The sequence below is a fragment of the Pedobacter sp. UYP24 genome, assembly GCF_054057295.1.
The window spans coordinates 138,255-157,236 of the sequence record NZ_JBSRZD010000009.1; the positions used below are offsets into that span (position 1 = coordinate 138,255).

The following is an 18,982-nucleotide window of genomic DNA, read 5'->3' on the forward strand; positions in this document are numbered from 1 at the left end:
AAAGTTTACATTTTTATTTACAATCCAAATTCCCTGCGCTGAAATATATCAAAGTAATTTTGTTGCACCAACTTAAAAAGGATATGAAAAATAAAAAAAATGCCTTAACCGGATCTGACTTATCAGCAGATATGTCAGTGTTAATTAAACCCACAAAAAATATGAAAAAAGTCATTTATGTGCTGATCTTAATGCTGGTTGTGGTAAGCGGACTAGTATCTGCTAATCGCGAAAGTAAAAATGAAAGTTATAAAAGGCCAGCCCCAAAAACCCTCTCTGCTGCTGAAAGGCAAGCCGAACTGAAAAAATGGGAGGCTACCCCTGACGGTGTAAAATTCAAAAAATGGGAAGCGTCTCCCGCAGGTAAAAAAGTGCATGCAGGTGCTGATAAAATAAGGAAGAATATAAGTGCTTTTACCGATATGGAGGCTGTTATAACCTCACTTTCTCTTCCGCCAGGATCAAGATTAGGTTTCGGTGTGATGGCCAGGATTAATGGTGTCGATTACATTGTAAAATTTGATCCGGAAAAGTCTCAACTTGACCAATTGCATAGCCTGAAAGTTAACGACAAAATAATTATAAGAAGCCATTACCTATCTTACGCACCAAAGTATTCATACCCAATAGTATCTGGCGAATATGTAGAACGAGATAGTAAAGTAATTTTTAAACGTGTCCCTCGCAAAGGCGGTTGCTGAGCAAATAAACTATGAAAATTTAGGCCTAGAATTATAGAATAAATTTGGAAGACCATATAGGTTGTGCAAGGCCCTAATTATCGTGCAAAAATAAGCTGTAAATGGGGCATAAAGTCAGTTATTTGTAAGTAGAAAAAAATACTACTAACACACTGTAAATCAATGTATTTAATTCTAAATAATCAGCGAATTTACTTGGAAATGTCAACTATTTTTCCTACCTTTGCACTTATAATAAAACGAGCTTTTCATAAGCCACAATCATACTAAACTATCGGTTAAATCCGAACAATTTGTAAGTATCGGAAACGCGTTCCGCCATCGCTGATCGGCTAAAAATAACAGGCATTGTTCTAAAAACAATAGGCAAGTATTCCGGTTTCAATTTTTTAATTAGTCGACTAATTAGATTTAAACTACCAGCTGTGATAGCAGGTAGCAATAGTTCATTGACGTATTATAAGCCAAGTAGGCTATGAATAAAGCTTTCATTGGCTTCGGTGTGTTTAACCTAGAACATGCCAATAGAAGCCTGTTATAAAACAGAAACAAAACTATTCTTTACAAGTGAAGAAAACCTAGCATATCAATTTATATATTTCAACTTTCCCAAAAACAAAATACGATATCATCTGTAGTAAAATTATGGTATAGATACGTTCAGCGCCCGCCAGAAGCAGCAATTTTGGCGCGAGATAGGATATACTACTTTTTTGGAGGCAGCCGATCTGCTTGATAATAGAATTTAATGATGAAAAAGTTAATTATTTTTGATTTGGATGGAACGCTGGCTCAAAGCAAATCTGCTATTGATGAGGAAATGGCAGCCCATTTAAGTCAGCTGCTTGAAGTAGCCAATGTTGCCATTATATCAGGAGGCGATTGGCCTCAATTTGAAAAACAGGTGTTAAACCATTTACCTAAAAAGGTTGCTCCAACTAAATTATCTATTCTCCCTACCTGCGGCACTAAATTTTATCAGTACCAAAAAGAATGGAAGCAGTTGTATGCAGAAAATTTTAACAAAGAGGAAAAAGAGCTGATTATTAACGCCTTAAACAAAGCAGTTGAAGAATCAGCACTTGACATCAGCCAAACCTGGGGAGATCAGATCGAAGATAGAGGCAGCCAGATTACCTTCTCTGCCTTGGGCCAAAGTGCGCCATTAAAGGAAAAACAGGATTGGGACAGTGATTTTGCAAAACGTAAAAAAATCAAGATCCTGCTTGATAAATCACTTAAACAGTTTTCTATAGAAATGGGTGGGGCAACTTCCATTGACATCACTAAACCCGGCATCGACAAAGCTTATGGCATCCAAAAGCTTCATGAAGTGTTAAATATAGCTATCTCAGAAATGATATTTATTGGCGATGCGCTCTTTGAAGGAGGAAACGATAACCCGGCAAGAAAAACAGGTGTAGCTTGCATTCAGGTTCGTGATCCTGAGGAAACCAAAAGAGTTATAGAAACAATCATCGCCTGTTTGGCAGAAAATTATATAGAGAAGAAATCATGATCCCATTTCAGCTACAACGTATTGGTACAATAATGGAACCTGAACCGGGAAATGAATTGGAGGTAGAAGGTGTGTTAAATCCAGCGGCAACACGTGGGCCGGATGGTGCCCTCTATCTTTTTCCACGGTTAGTTTCAAACAATAATTATTCTAGGATTGGCATTGCCAGGGTAAAATTTAACAATGCCGGTGATCCTGTTGGTGTGGAACGTTTGGGTATCGCAATAGAACCGGAAGCTGAGTATGAAAAACGCCCTAACGGCGGAGGTGGCTGCGAAGATCCAAGAGTAACTTATGTTGAGCCCTTGCAGCATTATATTATGACCTATACGGCATTTGGTCCCAACGGGCCTCGTATTGCGGTAGCAAGGTCAAAGGATTTATTTAACTGGGAACGTTTGGGCCTGGTGAGGTATTTTCCCTATGAACATGTTGATTTTAACGGGATTAATAACAAAGATGCCAGCGTTTTCCCGATAGCTATTCCGAGTCCTCATGGACATCCTTCTATAGGGATGTTACACCGTCCGCTTTTTCCTGACTCCACGCCAGAAGAAAAAGTTAAACAGGGCACAAAGCATAGAACAGACGTAAATAAGGAGAGCATATGGATCTCTTATTACAATATGGGTGAGGATAGTACCATAGAATACGCTAAATTCACTTCCAATCACCGTTTAGCACTCCCTGAACAACCATGGGAAGATGTGAAAATTGGCGCAGGAGCCCCGCCTATATTAACCAAACATGGCTGGCTAATTATTTACCACGGCGTACATGAATTGGAGGGTTCTACCCCAGCTAAACCAAAACTATGCTATTCTGCAGGGGCGATGATCCTCTCGGTTGAGAATCCGCAAAAAGTACTTTATCGCTCTGCCAACCCAATTTTAGTTCCAGAATTACCGGAAGAAACTATTGGTACCATCGCTAATGTGGTATTCCCGACGGGGATAGATAAGCGCGACGATATCGGTCAGCCCAACCGGATTGATGTTTATTATGGGATGGCAGATAACCGAATTGGCGTGGCTAAAATGGAAATTCCAGATACGCTTTAAAAATATATTTGGTTTTAGTGATGGTCTTTTTTTAAAGCTTCAAACCCTGAAACCACATCAAAAAGCTCTTCGTCAATCATACTTTGTCGCAAACTCTGGAATTTCTTTCCAAGACTGTCCAGCATTTCGCTGATACTTTTTTCTGCCCGTTGCATGGCTTCCAGTCGACTGGCATTTTCAGCTGCCAGTGATTCTGCGCATGCCTTAAATCCTGAAACGAAAAGATAAGCATTGATGAGTGCGCTTAAAGTATTGGCCGAGTCTCCTATAACTTCAGGAATGATATTAGTGGGCCATTTTATGGCAATTAAGTCGAGCATCCATTTTTCGTCTAGCGGTAGTAGTCGTTGTTGAACGGTTTCATATCCTGAAGCGGACTTTGGCCGGTTGTGAAACACATAGAACTGTTTAATATGCCTAGTTGTACGACTTGCCTCCATTTCAATCAAAAGATCCTGAATTAGTGGCGTAACTGCATCTATTGAACCGGGAACTGGATATGATCTTGTGATATTTAGTCCTCCATCCGCCAAAAGTGCCTGTACCCGCTCCCCAATTACCCAGATTTCTTTTTTACCAACGATGGTTGGTAAAGCCTGCTGCACATATCCAGATAGCTGGTCGTTAAATTGTCCAACAAGACCAAGGTCTGAACCAAAAACAATGACACAAACGGTTTGATCTTCATTCTTTAATCTGCTTGGTTTCTCAATTACCGTTTGAATTTTTTCTGCCGTTAGGTAAGCTTTGATACCCAATACCACGGTGTGATAATAATCGCCAAGGGAAGCAACGGCCTCTTCATACTGAGTTATGTTTGAGGCAGCCATTGCCTTCATGGCTTTTACAACAGATTTAATATCTTTTGCACCCTCCAGCTTCCGGTTTAAATCTTCTAATGTATCCATTACTTTGCGGGAACTTCCATTTCCGGCTTCTCTGCGCCGAGTGTTTCTGTTTCGTGTTTTTCCTTAAACGGAGCGAGTATACCATCCACGATTTTTAAAATCAACTCATGATCTGCTTCCTTTAAAGGCTGGTACGCTAGCAATCCTTTCAGCATAGTAGCAGGAAACTGGCTCATATTACTAAGAATAGCTGCTTCAGCATCGGGTACTTTATCCACGGCAATAGTGTCAAAGAGTCCGTTTGTTAAGGCCAGCAGCACAACAATCTGTTCTGCAACTGTTAAAGGGCTAAGTTCGTTTTGTTTTAGGCAGCTTCTTATGCGTTCGCCGTGATCAATTATTTTCTTAGTGCTTTCGTCTAACCTGGTACCGAAACGCGAAAAGCTTTCCAATTCCTGAAACTGCGCGTACTGCAATTTTAAGTTTACAATTGATTTATAAACAGGTAGCTGCGCATTAGATCCAACACGAGAAACAGATTTACCAACGTCCACTGCTGGTAAATTACCAGATTCAAAAAGTTTTGGTGAAAGGTAAATCTGTCCGTCTGTAATGGAGATCAGATTAGTTGGAATGTAGGCAGAAATATTTTGCGCTTCTGTTTCTATTATAGGTAGCGCTGTAAGGGACCCGCCTTTCAATTTATCATTGAGGTGAGTTGACCGCTCCAGCAACCTGGAATGAATATAAAATATATCACCGGGAAAGGCTTCCCTACCTGGCGGTCTGCGCAACAACAAAGAAAGTTCCCGATAGGCTCTGGCATGGTGTGTCAGGTCATCATATACAATAAGCACATTTTGACCTTTTTCCATAAAGTATTCAGCTATACTGGTTGCCGCATAGGGCGCGATATATTTTAGCCCCGCAGCATGATTTCCTTCTGCCACCATCACTACAGTGTAATCCATCGCTCCTTTTTGTTCAAGAGTAGCAATCGCTTTTGCAACCGCAGCAGCCCGTTGTCCTATTGCGCAGTATACACACACCACATCATTGCCCTTTTGGTTAAGTATAGTATCAATAGCAATTTGTGTTTTTCCGGTTTGCCGGTCACCAACAATTAATTCGCGCTGGCCACGGCCAATAGGAATGAGTGCGTCAATAACTTTTATACCAGTTTGTAAGGGCGAATTTACAGCCATGCGATCCATAATTGCTGGTGAAGGTCGTTCAATGGGTAATCGTTGCCCAGTTTTAATAGGGCCTTTCCCATCAATCGATATACCCATGGGATCTATTACCCTGCCAATTAACTGATCTCCAACAGGGATATCCATTACCCGTCCGGTACGTTCAACTTCGTCGCCAGCATTCAATAAAGTATCTTCTCCAAGCAAGATCACACCGATCTCATCTTCGTCCAGATTATAGGCTATGCCGTAGAGATTTTCCGAAAACTTTAGCAATTCCTCAAATCCAGCACCTTTAAGCCCAGAAACTTTTACAATTCCTGTTGCTACGCTTGTTACATAACCTACCTCATGGACTGCAAATGTGAATTCATGGTCGGCTATGCTTTTCTCTAGTTGATTTAAAGTATTAACTATACTGTTCTTTAAAGTAGTTGAAGGCATATCGTTATTGCTTAACGTATTTAGGTGCTACGTTCTTTATAGAAGCCATACTTTTTTCGAGTGAGTTGATATAGGCAGAAAAGCTCCAGGAAAGCTTATAGCCGTTTGTAGCTAGTTCAACACCACTTATCATGCCTGGATCGGTCGCAAATTCATATTTAGTCTCGTCTCCGAGTATACTGTTAATCGCAAACTTAATACTTTTTTGATTCTTTTCTGAAAGGCTGAAAGCACTTTTAACTGATAATGGGGAGGAATTCAATTGAAATGCATCCATAAATTGCTTTTTATCCTTGCCAGTAATGGCTTTTATTTTACTGATAAAAACGGTTACGGATTGTTCCTCAAGATTTGTAGATGCCAATTCGGCCAAAGCTTTTTTAGTGATAGTGAGCACTTCAGTTTGTGTTCTTTCTGCCAATTCATTACTCATGTTTTCCTGCAATTCTCTAGCTGCATCTTCTAGCTTAAGTTTTAAAACAGCTCCTTCTTTTTTGGCGGCATCCATTAATTTTTCCCGCTCTGCCGCTGCATCTGCCAATGCCTGATCCATAACTTTCTTTTTATTCAGGTCAAGCGCTTCATTTTTCTTTTGAAATTCATCCTGCTCCTTTTTAGCTTCTACCATTTTACTCTTTGCGTCTGCAAGTTCAGACGCTATCTTTTTCTCGCGCTCATCAACAGCCTGAATAATAGGTTTGTAGAGATATTTTTTCATCAGCCAAACTAGCAACAGAAAGTTGATGATCTGGGCGATTACCGTGAACCAGTTAATTTGCATGTGCTGCTATTTAGCGATGATGTGAGTCCAGAATGGATTTGCAAAGATTAATATCATAGAAACCACGAAACAATAAATAGCTGTAGATTCTATCATTGCGAGGCCCACAAACAAAGTTCGGGTTATGGTAGGTGCGGCATCTGGCTGTTGTGCTATAGACCCTAAAGCGGCTGCTACTGCTTTACCTTCACTTAAGGCAGGAAACATGCAGCCGAAACTTGTGGTTAGTCCTGCAGTAATGATTGATGCGATTGCTATTGATGATACATTATCCATTTTTATCGTATTTTAATTTATATTTTTTTGATGTATTAATTTCTTCTTTTTAATGCTTTCCTGCACAGCCGCGGCAATGTATACCGTAGCCAATATGCTAAATATGTAAGCCTGCACCATACCGGTAAGAAGGCCAAGTGCTTTCATCACGATTGGGAGGAACAAAGGGGAGATACTTAGTAGAATAGCGATGATCATTCCACCACTCATCACATTACCAAATAACCTGATTGCCAGCGCCAATGTTCTCGATAATTCGCTGATGATATTAAAAGGAAGCATAATAAAAGTTGGCTTAATATAAGTTTTGAGGTAGGCTAAGAAACCACTTTTCTGTATCCCAAAAAAAGGAACTGCTAAAAACACAGTGATGGAAAGAGCGGCTGTAGTAGAAAGTGAACCTGTTGGCGGCTCATACCAGGGTAATACAATCCAGAAATTACAGATAGCAATAAATAAAAAAAGTGTACCAATAAACCCGATATATTGTCTCGGGTTTTCCAATCCTACCTCCTTAATTTGCTCATTTATTGTTGTGACTACCATTTCCAAAATACATTGCCAGCGGGAAATTTTATGCGTTGTTTTTAGGTTGCGTGTAATTAGCCTGGCACCAATTATCATAAATAGCATAACTCCCCAGGTAGTAACTATAGTGAGGTTGATGGATATAAAACTCCAGCTCCAAAAAATGGTTTGATCCGGTGATAAATTCATGCCTGATGATTTGGTACGTTTGCGATTTGCTTTAGCTCAAGCTGTCTGGTGACGCGCAAAACCAGGAAGCGTGCTGCAATAAACCCTGCAACGCTAATGAGCAACTGCAGTAATCCGTTTTGCGACAAAAAATAAAATCCCGTTAGTGCAATAGCCGTTCTTATCAATGAGCTTCCCAGGAACCACAATGAAACGTATACTGTTCCTAAAGCCTTTTTTACCGTAAGCCATAAGCCGCCAAAAAATATAACCCCCAATATCAACCCACCTATCAATGCTACTATTATCATAATTAAAATTATTTTACTATTTGTCTTCTTTGATTACCCAATTCCAGGCAATTATACAGCCTGCAACCAAGCCCAATATTAAACAGGTAACTGTCCAGGAAAATGATTGCGGAAAATGCTTATCCAGCCAAATTCCGCTAACAATACCCAAAAATGTGGGCACAATAACAGACCATCCTACCATTCCAAACATGCCGAGTCCAAACCATTCTGCTCTACCTTTTTGACTCAGTGCATTTAGCTTTCTTTTTTCCTTTTCCGAAATCATCCGGCCGAAAATCTCATCGTCGTCCTTTAACTCTGCCATGCTATAGTTGCTGAAATTTTTTTAGTCTGGAGAGTAAGCCGCTCTCTAGCTTTGAAGCCATATGACGAACCTTTTCTTCATTCTCATCAGCATTTTTGAACTCGTTTCTAACCAGATTTGCCAACTTTCCCAGTTCAACTCCACCTACAGCATTCCTGACAGAAACCAATACCTGAGACCCCGCTTTGACCAACAGGCCTTCATCTACTGCTAAATAATGAACCTTATCTGTTTCATACGTAAAAATACCAGGCACTAAGACCGCAATGCAATCCAGCCTTTGCGGCAAAAACCCGTAAGATCCATTACTCGTTTCGGCTATGACGTTCCGGACATTTTTTATTTCGGCAAAAACTTTGTAAGGCAGTAAAATCTTTAGGTCCATCTTTTTCTATTGTGTAACTGTTGATCTGCCAGTGACTGCGGTATCTTTGTTTTTATGCTTTATCGCTTTATCAATGTTTCCAATCATATAGAAGGCATTTTCTGGTGTGTCCTTAAATTCATCAGACAAAATGCGTTCGCAACCGTCTAGCGCATCTTTTAGACTAACCACCTCACCTTTTACACCGCTAAACTGTTCAGTAGCAAAGAAAGGTTGAGTTAAAAAACGCTCCAGTCGCCTTGCACGGTTAACCACTAGTCTGTCTCCGGTAGACAATTGCTCCATACCCAGCATGGAAATAATGTCCTTCAATTGCTCATATTGAGCTAATGTTTGCCTAATTTGTTGAGAGAGTTGATAGTGCCTTTCTCCTATGATACCTGGTGTGGCCATTTTTGAATTGGATTGCAGGAAATCGATTGAAGGATAAAGACCCTCACTGGCCCTTTCTCGAGAAAGCACAATGGTTGCAGAAAGGTGGGAGAATGCATGCACAGCTGCTGGATCTGTTAAGTCATCTGCAGGTACATAAACAGCCTGTATGGAAGTAATAGCGCCGGCACTAGTGTTGGCTATTCGCTCCTCTAAAGCAGACAATTCCGTTTCCAGCGTAGGCTGATAACCCAAACGTGATGGCATTTGTCCCATTAAACCAGAAACCTCCATGCCTGCCTGAATAAACCTGAAGATGTTATCAACCAATAACAGAACGTCCTGATGCTCATCATCGCGAAAATATTCAGCCATGGTTAAAGCTGCATGACCCACCCTAAAACGGGCACCTGGAGGCTCGTTCATCTGTCCAAACATCATGATCATATTTTCCAGTAGGCCTGCGTCTTTCATGGCATTATAAAGTTCATTACCTTCGCGGCAGCGCTCACCAATACCGCAAAACATACTTACACCCTTATTCTGGCCCACCATATTGTGAATCATTTCCGTCAATAAAACCGTTTTACCTACGCCAGCACCACCAAATAAGCCAGCTTTACCACCGCGTTCTAATGGTATTAGTACATCAATAGCTTTGATTCCTGTTTCGAACACCTGTGATTGCGTGGCACGTTTATCTAATGGCGGAGGAGCCTGATGGACATTTCGTCTTTCCCCTTCGGCCAAGGGTTTTAAATGATCTATCGTGTTTCCAAATACATCGAACATTCTGCCAAGTGTACGCTTTCCAACCGGTACCATTAATTGGTTTCCGTTGGTCTGTATTTCCATGCCGCGCGCAAGACCCTGGGTAGGAGTCAGTGCAATACCTCGGATAGTTTTATCATCCAATTGCGACAAAACTTCTATGATAATTTCCCCTTGCTCGCCTGTATGCAATAAGGTATAAACAGCAGGTAATGATTGATCAAAATATGCATCTATCACGCTGCCCCGTACAGATACAATTTTACCGAAGTTTAATTTCTCATCAGAATGCTTTAAACTAGCTTTCATTTTATAATTTATATTATTTGAAAAGCTTTTCTTTTATGTGTTGTGGCGTTGCCGGATAAATACCAGCACAATTGGGCTTATTTTCCATTGCTTTAGCGGATTCTTTTTCCTTTCATCAAACCTGTCTTTCTGCTCTTCCTTACTGATATCTAAGTAATATTTAAAGATAATAAACCCGGAATCAGTTAGCATTTCTTCAAATAATTCAAAAGTCCGTGTAATATTTTTTTATCTTTCATTGCATCATCATTTTTCCATCATGTTGTTATAATTGAATATGCAAACACGAGTGGCTCCATATTTTGTGATAATGCGTTTATGTATAGCAAAGGTGAGATACTACGTTGGAAGAGTTTTTATATAATTTGTCGAATAAGTTGTATTATTCACACATTTAAATAGTCGGCTCTTGTGGAAGTTTACAACAATGTGGGTTGCTGTTCTTCATGTGAATTTATTTAATATTTAGGCGCCGAGTGAGAGGTTAAATACAATTCTAGACCCTTCTGGAGTAATGCATTCAAAACGTGCTATCCCATTTTTTGCAGCCATAAAAGCTTCATTTATATCATTAATACTATTAATTTGGCTACCATTGATACTTATAATAATAGCACCCCGCTGTATGCCGATCTCCGCAAACAACCCTCTGGGATCCAAAGCAATAACTGCCAGACCGGTATTCATTTTATAGTGCTGCCTAAAGGCATTGCTTAAAGGTGCAAATGTGGCTCCTAATTTCGTTGCAATATCTTCAGCAGCATTATCAGAATTGGCCTTTGCAACCGACTCTTGTGCCTTCAAGGTTACATCGATACTAGCTACCTGAACTCCACGCTTATAATCAAGTTTAATCTTATCCCCAGGGTGATGCCTTGCTATACGCTCAGACAATTCTACAGAGGAATTGATTTTTTTATCGTCAATCCCCTGAATGATATCTCCCGGCTTTAACCCAGCCAAGGCTGCAGCACTTCCATTTTGCACACCAGTTATGTAAGCTCCCTTTACACTGCCGGGTTTAATTCCCTGCTGTATCAGAAATTGATCTTCTGTAGCGGGTGAAGGAAAACTTACTCCTAATAGACCACGTTTTACTTTGCCATATGTAATGAGGTCTTTAACAACCTTATCCACTAAATTTACGGGAATAGCAAAACCATAACCCTCGTAACTTCCAGTCTGTGAAGCAATGGCAGCATTGATCCCAATCAGTTCTCCGTTTGTATTTACTAACGCCCCACCGCTATTGCCAGGATTAATTGCCGCATCGGTTTGTATGTAAGCCTCAACAGCCGCACTCATTGCCGATGAGGTACCTGGCTGATCTTTTGAACCCTCATTGCCAATAATCCCGATACTTCTTTCTTTTGCACTTACAATACCTGCAGTAACGGTTGTATTGAGAGAAAATGGATATCCAGCAGCTAAAACCCATTGTCCCACTTCCACTTGATCTGAGTTGCCAATTTCAAGCTGTTTTAGATCGGCAGCAGCTATTTTGATCACTGCAAGATCCGTATTTGGGTCATTTCCAATTAGCTTGGCCTCAAATATTCTTTTGTCGGTAAGGATCACTTCAATTGAGGTTGCCCCCTCTACCACATGATTATTAGTAACGATGTATCCATCTTTACTCCATATCACCCCAGATCCTGAAGCCATTACCTGAGTTGAACCTCCAGAAGAACCATAATATGGATCATAAGCCCCGTTATCCGCAGCATTCTTGTTGAGCTTAACCTTAATGTGGACAATGGATTGGATAACCAAGGCGGCGGCACTAGTAAATTCCGGAAACCTATCGGTCGATTTATGTATTGTTTGAACATTAGCGAAATGTATAGATTGCGCTGTAGAATCTATAGGATCGTCAGTTGAATTTTGCGTTGAATCCATTATTTTAAATGTAGCAAAGCTAACGACCACCGCTACAACCGCAGTGATAACAACCAATCTAAGATTTCTCATGATTTCATGACCTAACGTGCAGCATTAAGTTTTCCAATTTCTGTATCCAAAACATGCTTCATTTTTTCAATTGCGCTACTGACAACGCTTTCTATTGTATCCGCATTAGCAGTAACAGTTAACGGCTCCATACCATTCGGGCGTGCTTCCAACAGACAGCGCTTATCTTTTGGTCCGGTCTTACCTGCATTTTCGTCGCTTAGGTGAATTTCTATCCTGGAAAGATGGCTTTCAAACCTGGTAAATGCTGTAGCGATTTTGTTCTCCAAAAATTCCTGCAAACGCTCAGTTCCTTCAATATTGTGGTCTGTGTTGATTTGTACTTTCATATCTTTAAGTTTTAATGCTTTTAAATATCTTCTTTACCTAAAATAAAGAACAGTGTACCTATGAATTTGTTTTGGAAGTCCTGCCATCATTTATGGCATCCACCAATTTCGTCCAGACACATTTATGATACTTAGCATCTCTTTTTGTTATTCCACATAGCCACTAAAGTCCTAATATTGCCATAAAAATATGTAGTTTATTTTTTTTCAATTGCGAACTGTATATTTCCCGACAATGCTTAAAAACTTCTGATCGCAACAATGTTTAAAACCTTAACCAATATTCTTTTCTCTACCCGAACGATGGGTACAATGCTCCTAATTTATGCTTTTTCAATGGCCATGGCAACTTTTGTAGAGAATGACTATGGAACTCCTGTAGCCAAAGCATTGATTTATAACTGCTGGTGGTTTGAGCTGGTAATGGTCATCTTGATTATCAATTTCATAGGAAATATCAAAAGATATCAGTTAATACAACGTAAAAAATGGCCATTGCTCCTATTCCATCTTGCCTTCGTGGTAATTTTTATAGGTGGTTTTATCACCAGATATATAAGTTTTGAAGGTTCCATGCACATTCGTGAAGGAGAATCAAGCACTAATGTGGTCTCTGATGCCACTTTTTTTAAAGTACAGATCGGAAAAGGCGACCAGGTTTTAGCTTATGACGACGTTCGCACCATTCTGATTTCTAATAGAATTCCAAGTTACCTTAAGGCTTTCAAAAAAACATTTACCTCTGAATATGAATTTCAAGGCGAACGTGTCAAAATGAAAGTGATTGACTTCTATGCCAGGGCGCAAGATTCTCTGGTCAGGGAGCAGTCCGGAGTTCGTATTTTACATGTTGTTGTTTTGGAAAACGGCAAACGTGTAAATAAATATGTGCCCTCAGGTAGTGTTCAGCTCATGAATAATATGTTGTTGAGTTTTAACAAACCTACTGCAGGGGCAATTAATATTGAAGATACCGATGGAGCTTACCACATCTCGTCACCTTATGCAGGTAATTACATGATCATGGCTACGCAGGAAAGAAAGCCATTGATCGGCGACAATCTTCCTACGTCATTTAATCTGAGAAGTTTATATACCTACGGAGACCTTGCTTTCGTCATTCCAGAACCTGCTGTTAATGGCCACATCATGTATTATGAAGGCGATAAACGTACCCATCAGAATGATCTCGACCTAGTAAAAGTAGAAATCACCACACCGACTGCAGTAGATACTGTTTCTTTCTACGGTGGAAAAGGGCTGACTAATTTCCAACATCAAAGCGAAGTGGGCGGCTTGAAAATCACGCTTGCCTATGGTTCTACGATTTACAAAACCCCTTTCGCACTTAAATTGGCACATTTTAAAATGGAAAAATACCCGGGCAGCAATAGTCCCGCAGCATATTCGTCTGATGTGATCATCCAGGATGGAAATAAAGAAACACCTTATAAAATATTTATGAACCATGTGTTGGACCACGGCGGATTTCGTTTCTTCCAATCAAGCTTTGATGAAGATGAAAAGGGCACTATCTTATCTGTAAACCACGATGAGTTGGGTACAAACGTAACCTACATAGGATATACCATGTTATTTCTTGGTTTGTTTATCACCCTATTTTGGAAAGGGACGCATTTCCATAAGCTAAACGAACAACTGAAAACACTAGCCAAATCTAAAGCCCTCTTATTACTACTTATTCTTTTACCAGTAGGTGCAGCTTTTAGTCAGGAAATAGACATGCATGGTAAAGATGGACCTCAGCACATTCATCAGCCAGGTGAGACGCATAGCGACGAACCAACACCTACCCCTTCAGCTGTACAACCCTACAAACCTTTGAAAAATGCGGATGCGCCTGAATTTGCAGCCGCTTTAAAGATAGATGCTCAGCATGCTGATAAATTTGGTCATATTTTGGTTCAGAATTTTGATGGTAGGATTGAGCCTGTAAATACCATGGCATTGGAAATCCTTAGAAAACTTCATGGCACGGATCACTTCTATACACTCAGTGCCAATCAGTTTTTTCTGTCCATTTCAGTTAATCCCTTCATCTGGATCAATGTGCCAATTTTTAAGGTGAATACCAAAGGCGGAAAAGATATACTGAAAGCCGTAAACGCTACACCGGATGGTTACACCTCCATGGTGAATCTGATCAGGATGCATGATGATGGCAGTGCTGAGTTCGTTCTGAAAGATGATTACATGACGGCTTTTGCAAAAAAAGCATCCGATCAAAATAGCTATGACAAAGACCTGATCGAACTGAATGATAAATTAGAGGCAATGGGTCAACTACTTAGCGGTAAGTATCTTCGTGTTTTTCCTATAATTGGCGATAAAAACAATACATGGGAAGCACTGTCGCCAATAAACCTGGACAGCGCGGCTACGCCAAATTCGTTTGACCACTATATAGATGCCGTCAACATGGCACGTTCTTCGGGCAAATGGCAAACGGCTGATACTATACTCCAAAGCATCAGCGATGCACAGCAGAAATACGGTAAAGCAATTGTACCGTCTGCAACAAAAGTCTCATTGGAAATCAGCTATAATTCCTGGAACTTGTTCCTTAACCTGATGATCTGCTACGCGGTTTTAGGAACACTAATACTTTCATTGGCTTTTCTAAAATTATTTAAAACGTCTAAAGCGCTGAACAAATTGGTTGGCTTTGTACTGGTACTGATCACCACCGCAGCTTTTCTTCAGGCGGTGGGTCTGGGAGTACGCTGGTATATTTCTGGTCACGAACCATGGAGCAACGGCTATGAAGCTGTACTTTTCATTAGCTGGATTGGCGTAGTTGCAGGTTTACTCATGTATCGAAACAGTAATGCTTTTATTCCAGCCGCAGGTTGTCTGGTTGCTGTAATCCTGATGGGTTTTGCACATGGAGGCTCCCAAATGAATCCGCAGATTACGATGTTGGTACCTGTTTTGAAATCCTATTGGCTAATGATTCATGTGGCCATTATTACCAGTAGTTATGGCTTTTTTGGCTTGAGCGCACTCATTGGAACAGTAGTATTATTACTTTTCATTATAGATAACGATAAGATTTCTGCAAAGGTTAAATCATCTGTTACCGAACTCGCCATCGTGAATGAGCTATCCTTGACAGTGGGCCTATTTCTACTCAGTGTAGGCACGTTTTTAGGTGGTATCTGGGCAAATGAAAGTTGGGGCAGATACTGGAGCTGGGATCCAAAAGAAACCTGGGCTTTCATCTCTGTGATCATATACGCCTTTATACTACATGTCCGCCTGATACCTGGACTAAGAAGTAAATATGTATTTAACCTGCTCTCGCTTGTGGGATTCTCGACCATTATCATGACCTATTTTGGTGTAAACTACTACCTAACAGGCTTACATTCTTATGCTCAAGGAGATCCTGTACCCATTCCATTCTGGGTATACATTACCATTACATTTGTATTCTTATTGGCTGTTGTGTCTTATTGGAGATATAGAGCAAGGAATAATAAATAAAAGCGGGGATTGATCCATCCGATCTTTCCCCGCTTTATCTAAATTAACGCTCTCATCTATAAAACAACATCAAACTCCTTTAGTTTGAAAAAAATCATATTTCTTTAAATTTTTTAACATCGTTTAGGCAGGATTTCCCACATCTATTTTTCAATATCCATTTTAAATTTCTTTGTTGCTTACGCTATTGATACAAACAACAATAGTAAACCTGTGAAGCCCAGGGCAGACACCAACGAATAATAATGTGCAATAAAGCCAAGTATTGCAGGCCCTGCCAATTGAAATTGAGATACAGATTGCTGCCGTGAAAGGCATAAGACCAATTCTTATCAAAAAACCTATCCAATGATCGGCTTGTCGTAAAGATTTTGCAACTGCACACCATGCGCATTCATCGCTATATCTATAGCACCAAAAGATGAATTATCAATGTAATCGGCTCCGTATTTATCTAAGAGAAATTATTTATCTTAAGCACATGAATAATACGTTGAGGAAAGTCAGTCTCATGATAGCATTGGTAATTTTTGGTTCACTGAAAGAGGTAATCAGTCAGGTGCTTCCAAAATTGCCAACAAAAATAATTAGTCTGGCGCCTATCGACCTTTTTCCAAACGATCCAATTAAAAATTATCTATTTTCAGATCGTTCTGAGGGTAAAAAAAATACCATAACTATCAAAAATACAGCTGGACAGCCAACCATTTTCACAGCCGAGGTGTTCTCTCCTATGAAAAACCACTACGATACGCAACTAAGCTGGCCCATTCTCAAAGAGATTAAAAAAGGAGATGTTTTGTTGGCGAGATTTTCATTGCGTATGATTTATGCGAAGCGCGAGTCTGGAGAGGGGGAAGTAAATTTCTATGTGCAACAGTCTTCCTCTCCTTACGACAAAATGATAATGACTGAGTTAGGTGTTTCCCCTGATTGGAAAAGCTATGAGGTATCTTTCACAGCCAGCCATGATATGATTCCGGGTGCCGTAGGCCTTTATTTTTCATTCGGCTCCATTGCTCAGAAAATTGAAATTTCCAGCATACAACTGCTTAATTTCAGAAAATCCATAGCTATTAAAGACCTACCGGTTACAAAATTCAGTTACGCTGGAAGAGCAGCGGATGCAGCCTGGAGAAAAGTTGCACTGGAACGGATTAATCGGATTAGAAAGGCTGATTTACATATCCAAGTCATGAATTCAGCCGGTAGACCGGAAAAAAATGCAAAGATTACCTGCAGACTTATTGAATCAGAATTCGGATTTGGTACTGCAGTATCTGCTGACTTGATTGCAGACAATAAGACAGGTACAGAAATTTACCGCGCTAAAATAAAAGAGCTTTTCAATACAGTAACCATCGACAATGGATTGAAATGGGGAAAATGGACAAACCCAGAGGCACGCCAGGTCTCCCTAAAAGCAGTAGACTGGATTAACTCCGCCAAACTCAAACTGCGTGGACATAACCTGGTTTGGCCTGGAAGCAACTTCACTCCTTCTTTATACCGGAACCGACCTAAGTTTGGCCCTGGGTTTAAAGATTCTTTGCTGGTCCACATTAGGGAGGAGGTTACCGCGCTAAAAGGAAAGGTTGTATGCTGGGATGTACTCAATGAGATGCTTCACGAAAAAGATTATTTCCAGATTATGCCCAGAAATGAGGCGGCAAAATGGTTTAAGACAGCGCGGCAGTATGATCCCGGATCTAAATTGTTCATTAATGAATACGCCATGTTGAACGGCCCGTCATCGCCAGAGGTGATCAAGTCTTATTTGGCACTAATCTCAGAACTGCGAAGTTACGGAGCACCAATTGACGGCATGGGAGTTCAGGGACATTTAGGAAGGTCGCCCAGGTCTCCCGAGCTTGTGCTTAAAGATCTTGATCAACTGGCAACAGCCAACCTGCCTATAGAAATTACTGAATTTGACATGAACACGGATGATGAAAATCTACAAGCTGATTATACGAGGGATTTTTTAATAGCCTGCTTCAGCCATCCCGCTGTAAACGGTTTCATCATGTGGGGTTTTTGGGAACCAGCGCACTGGATTCCAAACGCATCCATGTTTAGGAAAAACTGGGAGGAAAAACCCAATGCGGAGGTCTGGAGAACTTGGGTACTTAATAAATGGAAAACCAACTGGGCAGGAAAGACGAACAATACAGGCAAGGCAGTAGTGAACGGTTTCTTGGGTAAGTATGAGGTTTTAGTAACCGGTGCTGATGGGAAAACCAAAACCAGCTATCACATTCTTTCGACGGGTGGAAGCGATTGTTTGATCAGGTTGTAACGAAATTCAAACCAACTTTTTGAATTATTGCCCAGCAAGTTCTCCCCTAGCACTAATAGAGGGTTTGGAGCAGGTAAATAGGTAATTTGGTGCGGTAAGGGATATGCTGAGTGCTACAATGTACCTAGTTACCTGCACCAAACCTGCTAGAAACACTGTAGGTGCTATTGATAATATTCAGGTATAAAGGCTGTCTTCGCTTTGGGATCATTGGCGGTTTAAATGCAGTTTAGCTATGGTTTCTTCGTGTATGAGGTACCTTAAGTCGCAGAAATCACGACTAAACCACGAACAAGACACAAATGAACCCGGAGTTAAACCCCCTTCTAACAGGAATGTAAAAGACTTGACATTACAAGTGAATTTCAGCAATAATTATAGTACAAAAACAGCCAATAAATAAGGTGTAAAAACGGTCTTTTCAGAAATGCAAAAAATACAATTAACTTACTGTAAATCAGTCTATTTAATTCAAAAAAATCTATGATTTTATTTGGAAATGTCGACTATTTTTCCTACATTTGTACATGTAATCAAACGAGCTTTTTATAAGCCACAATTATAACAATCTATCGGTTAAATCCGAATAATTTGTTGGCATCCGGAACGCACTCCGCCATCGCTGATCAGCTAAAAATAATAGGCATTGCTTCCGTTTCAATATTTTAACAAGTCGACATAGTAGATTAAACTGCCAGCTGTGATAGCCGGCAGCAGAAGTTCATTGACGTATTAAAAGCTGGTGGGGCTTTGATTAAACTAATTAACTCAAATTGATGCTCACTTCTTTTATTCTTTTTTAACTAGTAACCTGAGTTCGATTTAAAAAAGTGTTATTTGTGTTGAAGCATCAGTTTGATATTTGATTGCTGGTTTTTTCGGAAAGAAGCTATAGGCGATTA

17 protein-coding genes are annotated in these 18,982 nt (G+C 40.2%); 5 read left to right on the forward strand and 12 right to left on the reverse strand.

Going from position 1 to position 18,982, the window contains the following annotated elements; all coding sequences use genetic code 11:
• Nucleotides 1-83: 83 nt before the first annotated feature.
• From ACVWYN_RS15310 to ACVWYN_RS15320, 3 genes are all read left to right on the forward strand, one after another.
• Nucleotides 84-701 (forward strand): hypothetical protein, encoded by a 618-nt coding sequence (locus ACVWYN_RS15310; RefSeq protein ID WP_457289751.1) that lies wholly within the window; start codon nt 84-86, stop codon nt 699-701.
• Between the two features lie 748 nt (nt 702-1,449).
• Nucleotides 1,450-2,220 carry an HAD-IIB family hydrolase gene (locus ACVWYN_RS15315; protein ID WP_457289752.1) on the forward strand — a complete coding sequence of 257 codons (771 nt, stop codon included), beginning with the start codon at nt 1,450-1,452 and terminating at the stop codon, nt 2,218-2,220.
• Nucleotides 2,217-3,281 carry a glycoside hydrolase family 130 protein gene (locus ACVWYN_RS15320; RefSeq protein ID WP_457289753.1) on the forward strand — a complete coding sequence of 355 codons (1,065 nt, stop codon included), beginning with the start codon at nt 2,217-2,219 and terminating at the stop codon, nt 3,279-3,281. Before ACVWYN_RS15315 ends, ACVWYN_RS15320 begins: the two co-directional genes overlap by 4 nt.
• A gap of 14 nt (nt 3,282-3,295) precedes the next feature.
• Here the strand turns inward: ACVWYN_RS15320 and ACVWYN_RS15325 are convergent, their stop codons facing one another.
• The 12 genes from ACVWYN_RS15325 to ACVWYN_RS15380 form a co-directional block, all read right to left on the reverse strand.
• The gene (locus ACVWYN_RS15325; RefSeq protein ID WP_457289754.1) at nt 3,296-4,189 is read right to left on the reverse strand and encodes a F0F1 ATP synthase subunit gamma; all 894 of its coding nucleotides are present in this window, start codon (nt 4,187-4,189) and stop codon (nt 3,296-3,298) included.
• On the reverse strand, nt 4,189-5,766 hold the full coding sequence (locus ACVWYN_RS15330; RefSeq protein ID WP_457289755.1) for an alternate F1F0 ATPase, F1 subunit alpha: 1,578 nt from the start codon (nt 5,764-5,766) through the stop codon (nt 4,189-4,191). Before ACVWYN_RS15330 ends, ACVWYN_RS15325 begins: the two co-directional genes overlap by 1 nt.
• A 4-nt stretch (nt 5,767-5,770) precedes the next feature.
• On the reverse strand, nt 5,771-6,547 hold the full coding sequence (locus ACVWYN_RS15335) for a F0F1 ATP synthase subunit B family protein (RefSeq protein ID WP_457289756.1): 777 nt from the start codon (nt 6,545-6,547) through the stop codon (nt 5,771-5,773).
• Between the two features lie 6 nt (nt 6,548-6,553).
• Entirely contained in the window at nt 6,554-6,823 is a 270-nt protein-coding gene (locus ACVWYN_RS15340; protein WP_457289757.1) for a F0F1 ATP synthase subunit C, read from the reverse strand.
• Between the two features lie 12 nt (nt 6,824-6,835).
• On the reverse strand, nt 6,836-7,540 hold the full coding sequence (locus ACVWYN_RS15345) for a F0F1 ATP synthase subunit A (protein ID WP_457289758.1): 705 nt from the start codon (nt 7,538-7,540) through the stop codon (nt 6,836-6,838).
• Nucleotides 7,537-7,830, reverse strand: a complete 294-nt coding sequence (locus ACVWYN_RS15350) for an N-ATPase subunit AtpR (protein ID WP_457289759.1) — start codon at nt 7,828-7,830, stop codon at nt 7,537-7,539. Before ACVWYN_RS15350 ends, ACVWYN_RS15345 begins: the two co-directional genes overlap by 4 nt.
• Before the next feature lie 16 nt (nt 7,831-7,846).
• Nucleotides 7,847-8,137, reverse strand: coding sequence for an AtpZ/AtpI family protein (locus ACVWYN_RS15355; protein ID WP_457289760.1), 291 nt, complete (start codon nt 8,135-8,137; stop codon nt 7,847-7,849).
• Between the two features lies 1 nt (nt 8,138).
• Nucleotides 8,139-8,522: a F0F1 ATP synthase subunit epsilon gene (locus ACVWYN_RS15360; protein ID WP_457289761.1), complete on the reverse strand. Its 384-nt coding sequence runs from the start codon at nt 8,520-8,522 to the stop codon at nt 8,139-8,141.
• 6 nt (nt 8,523-8,528) lie between these two features.
• Nucleotides 8,529-9,974 carry a F0F1 ATP synthase subunit beta gene (gene atpD, locus ACVWYN_RS15365; RefSeq protein WP_457289762.1) on the reverse strand — a complete coding sequence of 482 codons (1,446 nt, stop codon included), beginning with the start codon at nt 9,972-9,974 and terminating at the stop codon, nt 8,529-8,531.
• A gap of 33 nt (nt 9,975-10,007) precedes the next feature.
• A complete protein-coding gene (locus ACVWYN_RS15370; protein WP_457289767.1) occupies nt 10,008-10,196 on the reverse strand; it encodes a hypothetical protein in 189 nt (62 codons plus the stop codon).
• A gap of 243 nt (nt 10,197-10,439) precedes the next feature.
• Complete coding sequence (locus ACVWYN_RS15375) at nt 10,440-11,945, reverse strand: trypsin-like peptidase domain-containing protein (protein ID WP_457289763.1); 1,506 nt, start codon at nt 11,943-11,945, stop codon at nt 10,440-10,442.
• An 11-nt stretch (nt 11,946-11,956) separates the two neighbouring features.
• Complete coding sequence (locus ACVWYN_RS15380) at nt 11,957-12,274, reverse strand: HPF/RaiA family ribosome-associated protein (RefSeq protein WP_457289764.1); 318 nt, start codon at nt 12,272-12,274, stop codon at nt 11,957-11,959.
• 261 nt (nt 12,275-12,535) lie between these two features.
• Here ACVWYN_RS15380 and ccsA point away from each other — a divergent pair, with 261 nt between their 5' ends.
• Together ccsA and ACVWYN_RS15390 are read left to right on the forward strand one after the other, a co-directional pair.
• Nucleotides 12,536-15,781 carry a cytochrome c biogenesis protein CcsA gene (gene ccsA, locus ACVWYN_RS15385; protein ID WP_457289765.1) on the forward strand — a complete coding sequence of 1,082 codons (3,246 nt, stop codon included), beginning with the start codon at nt 12,536-12,538 and terminating at the stop codon, nt 15,779-15,781.
• A gap of 481 nt (nt 15,782-16,262) precedes the next feature.
• A complete protein-coding gene (locus ACVWYN_RS15390; protein ID WP_457289766.1) occupies nt 16,263-18,080 on the forward strand; it encodes an endo-1,4-beta-xylanase in 1,818 nt (605 codons plus the stop codon).
• Nucleotides 18,081-18,982: the final 902 nt, after the last annotated feature.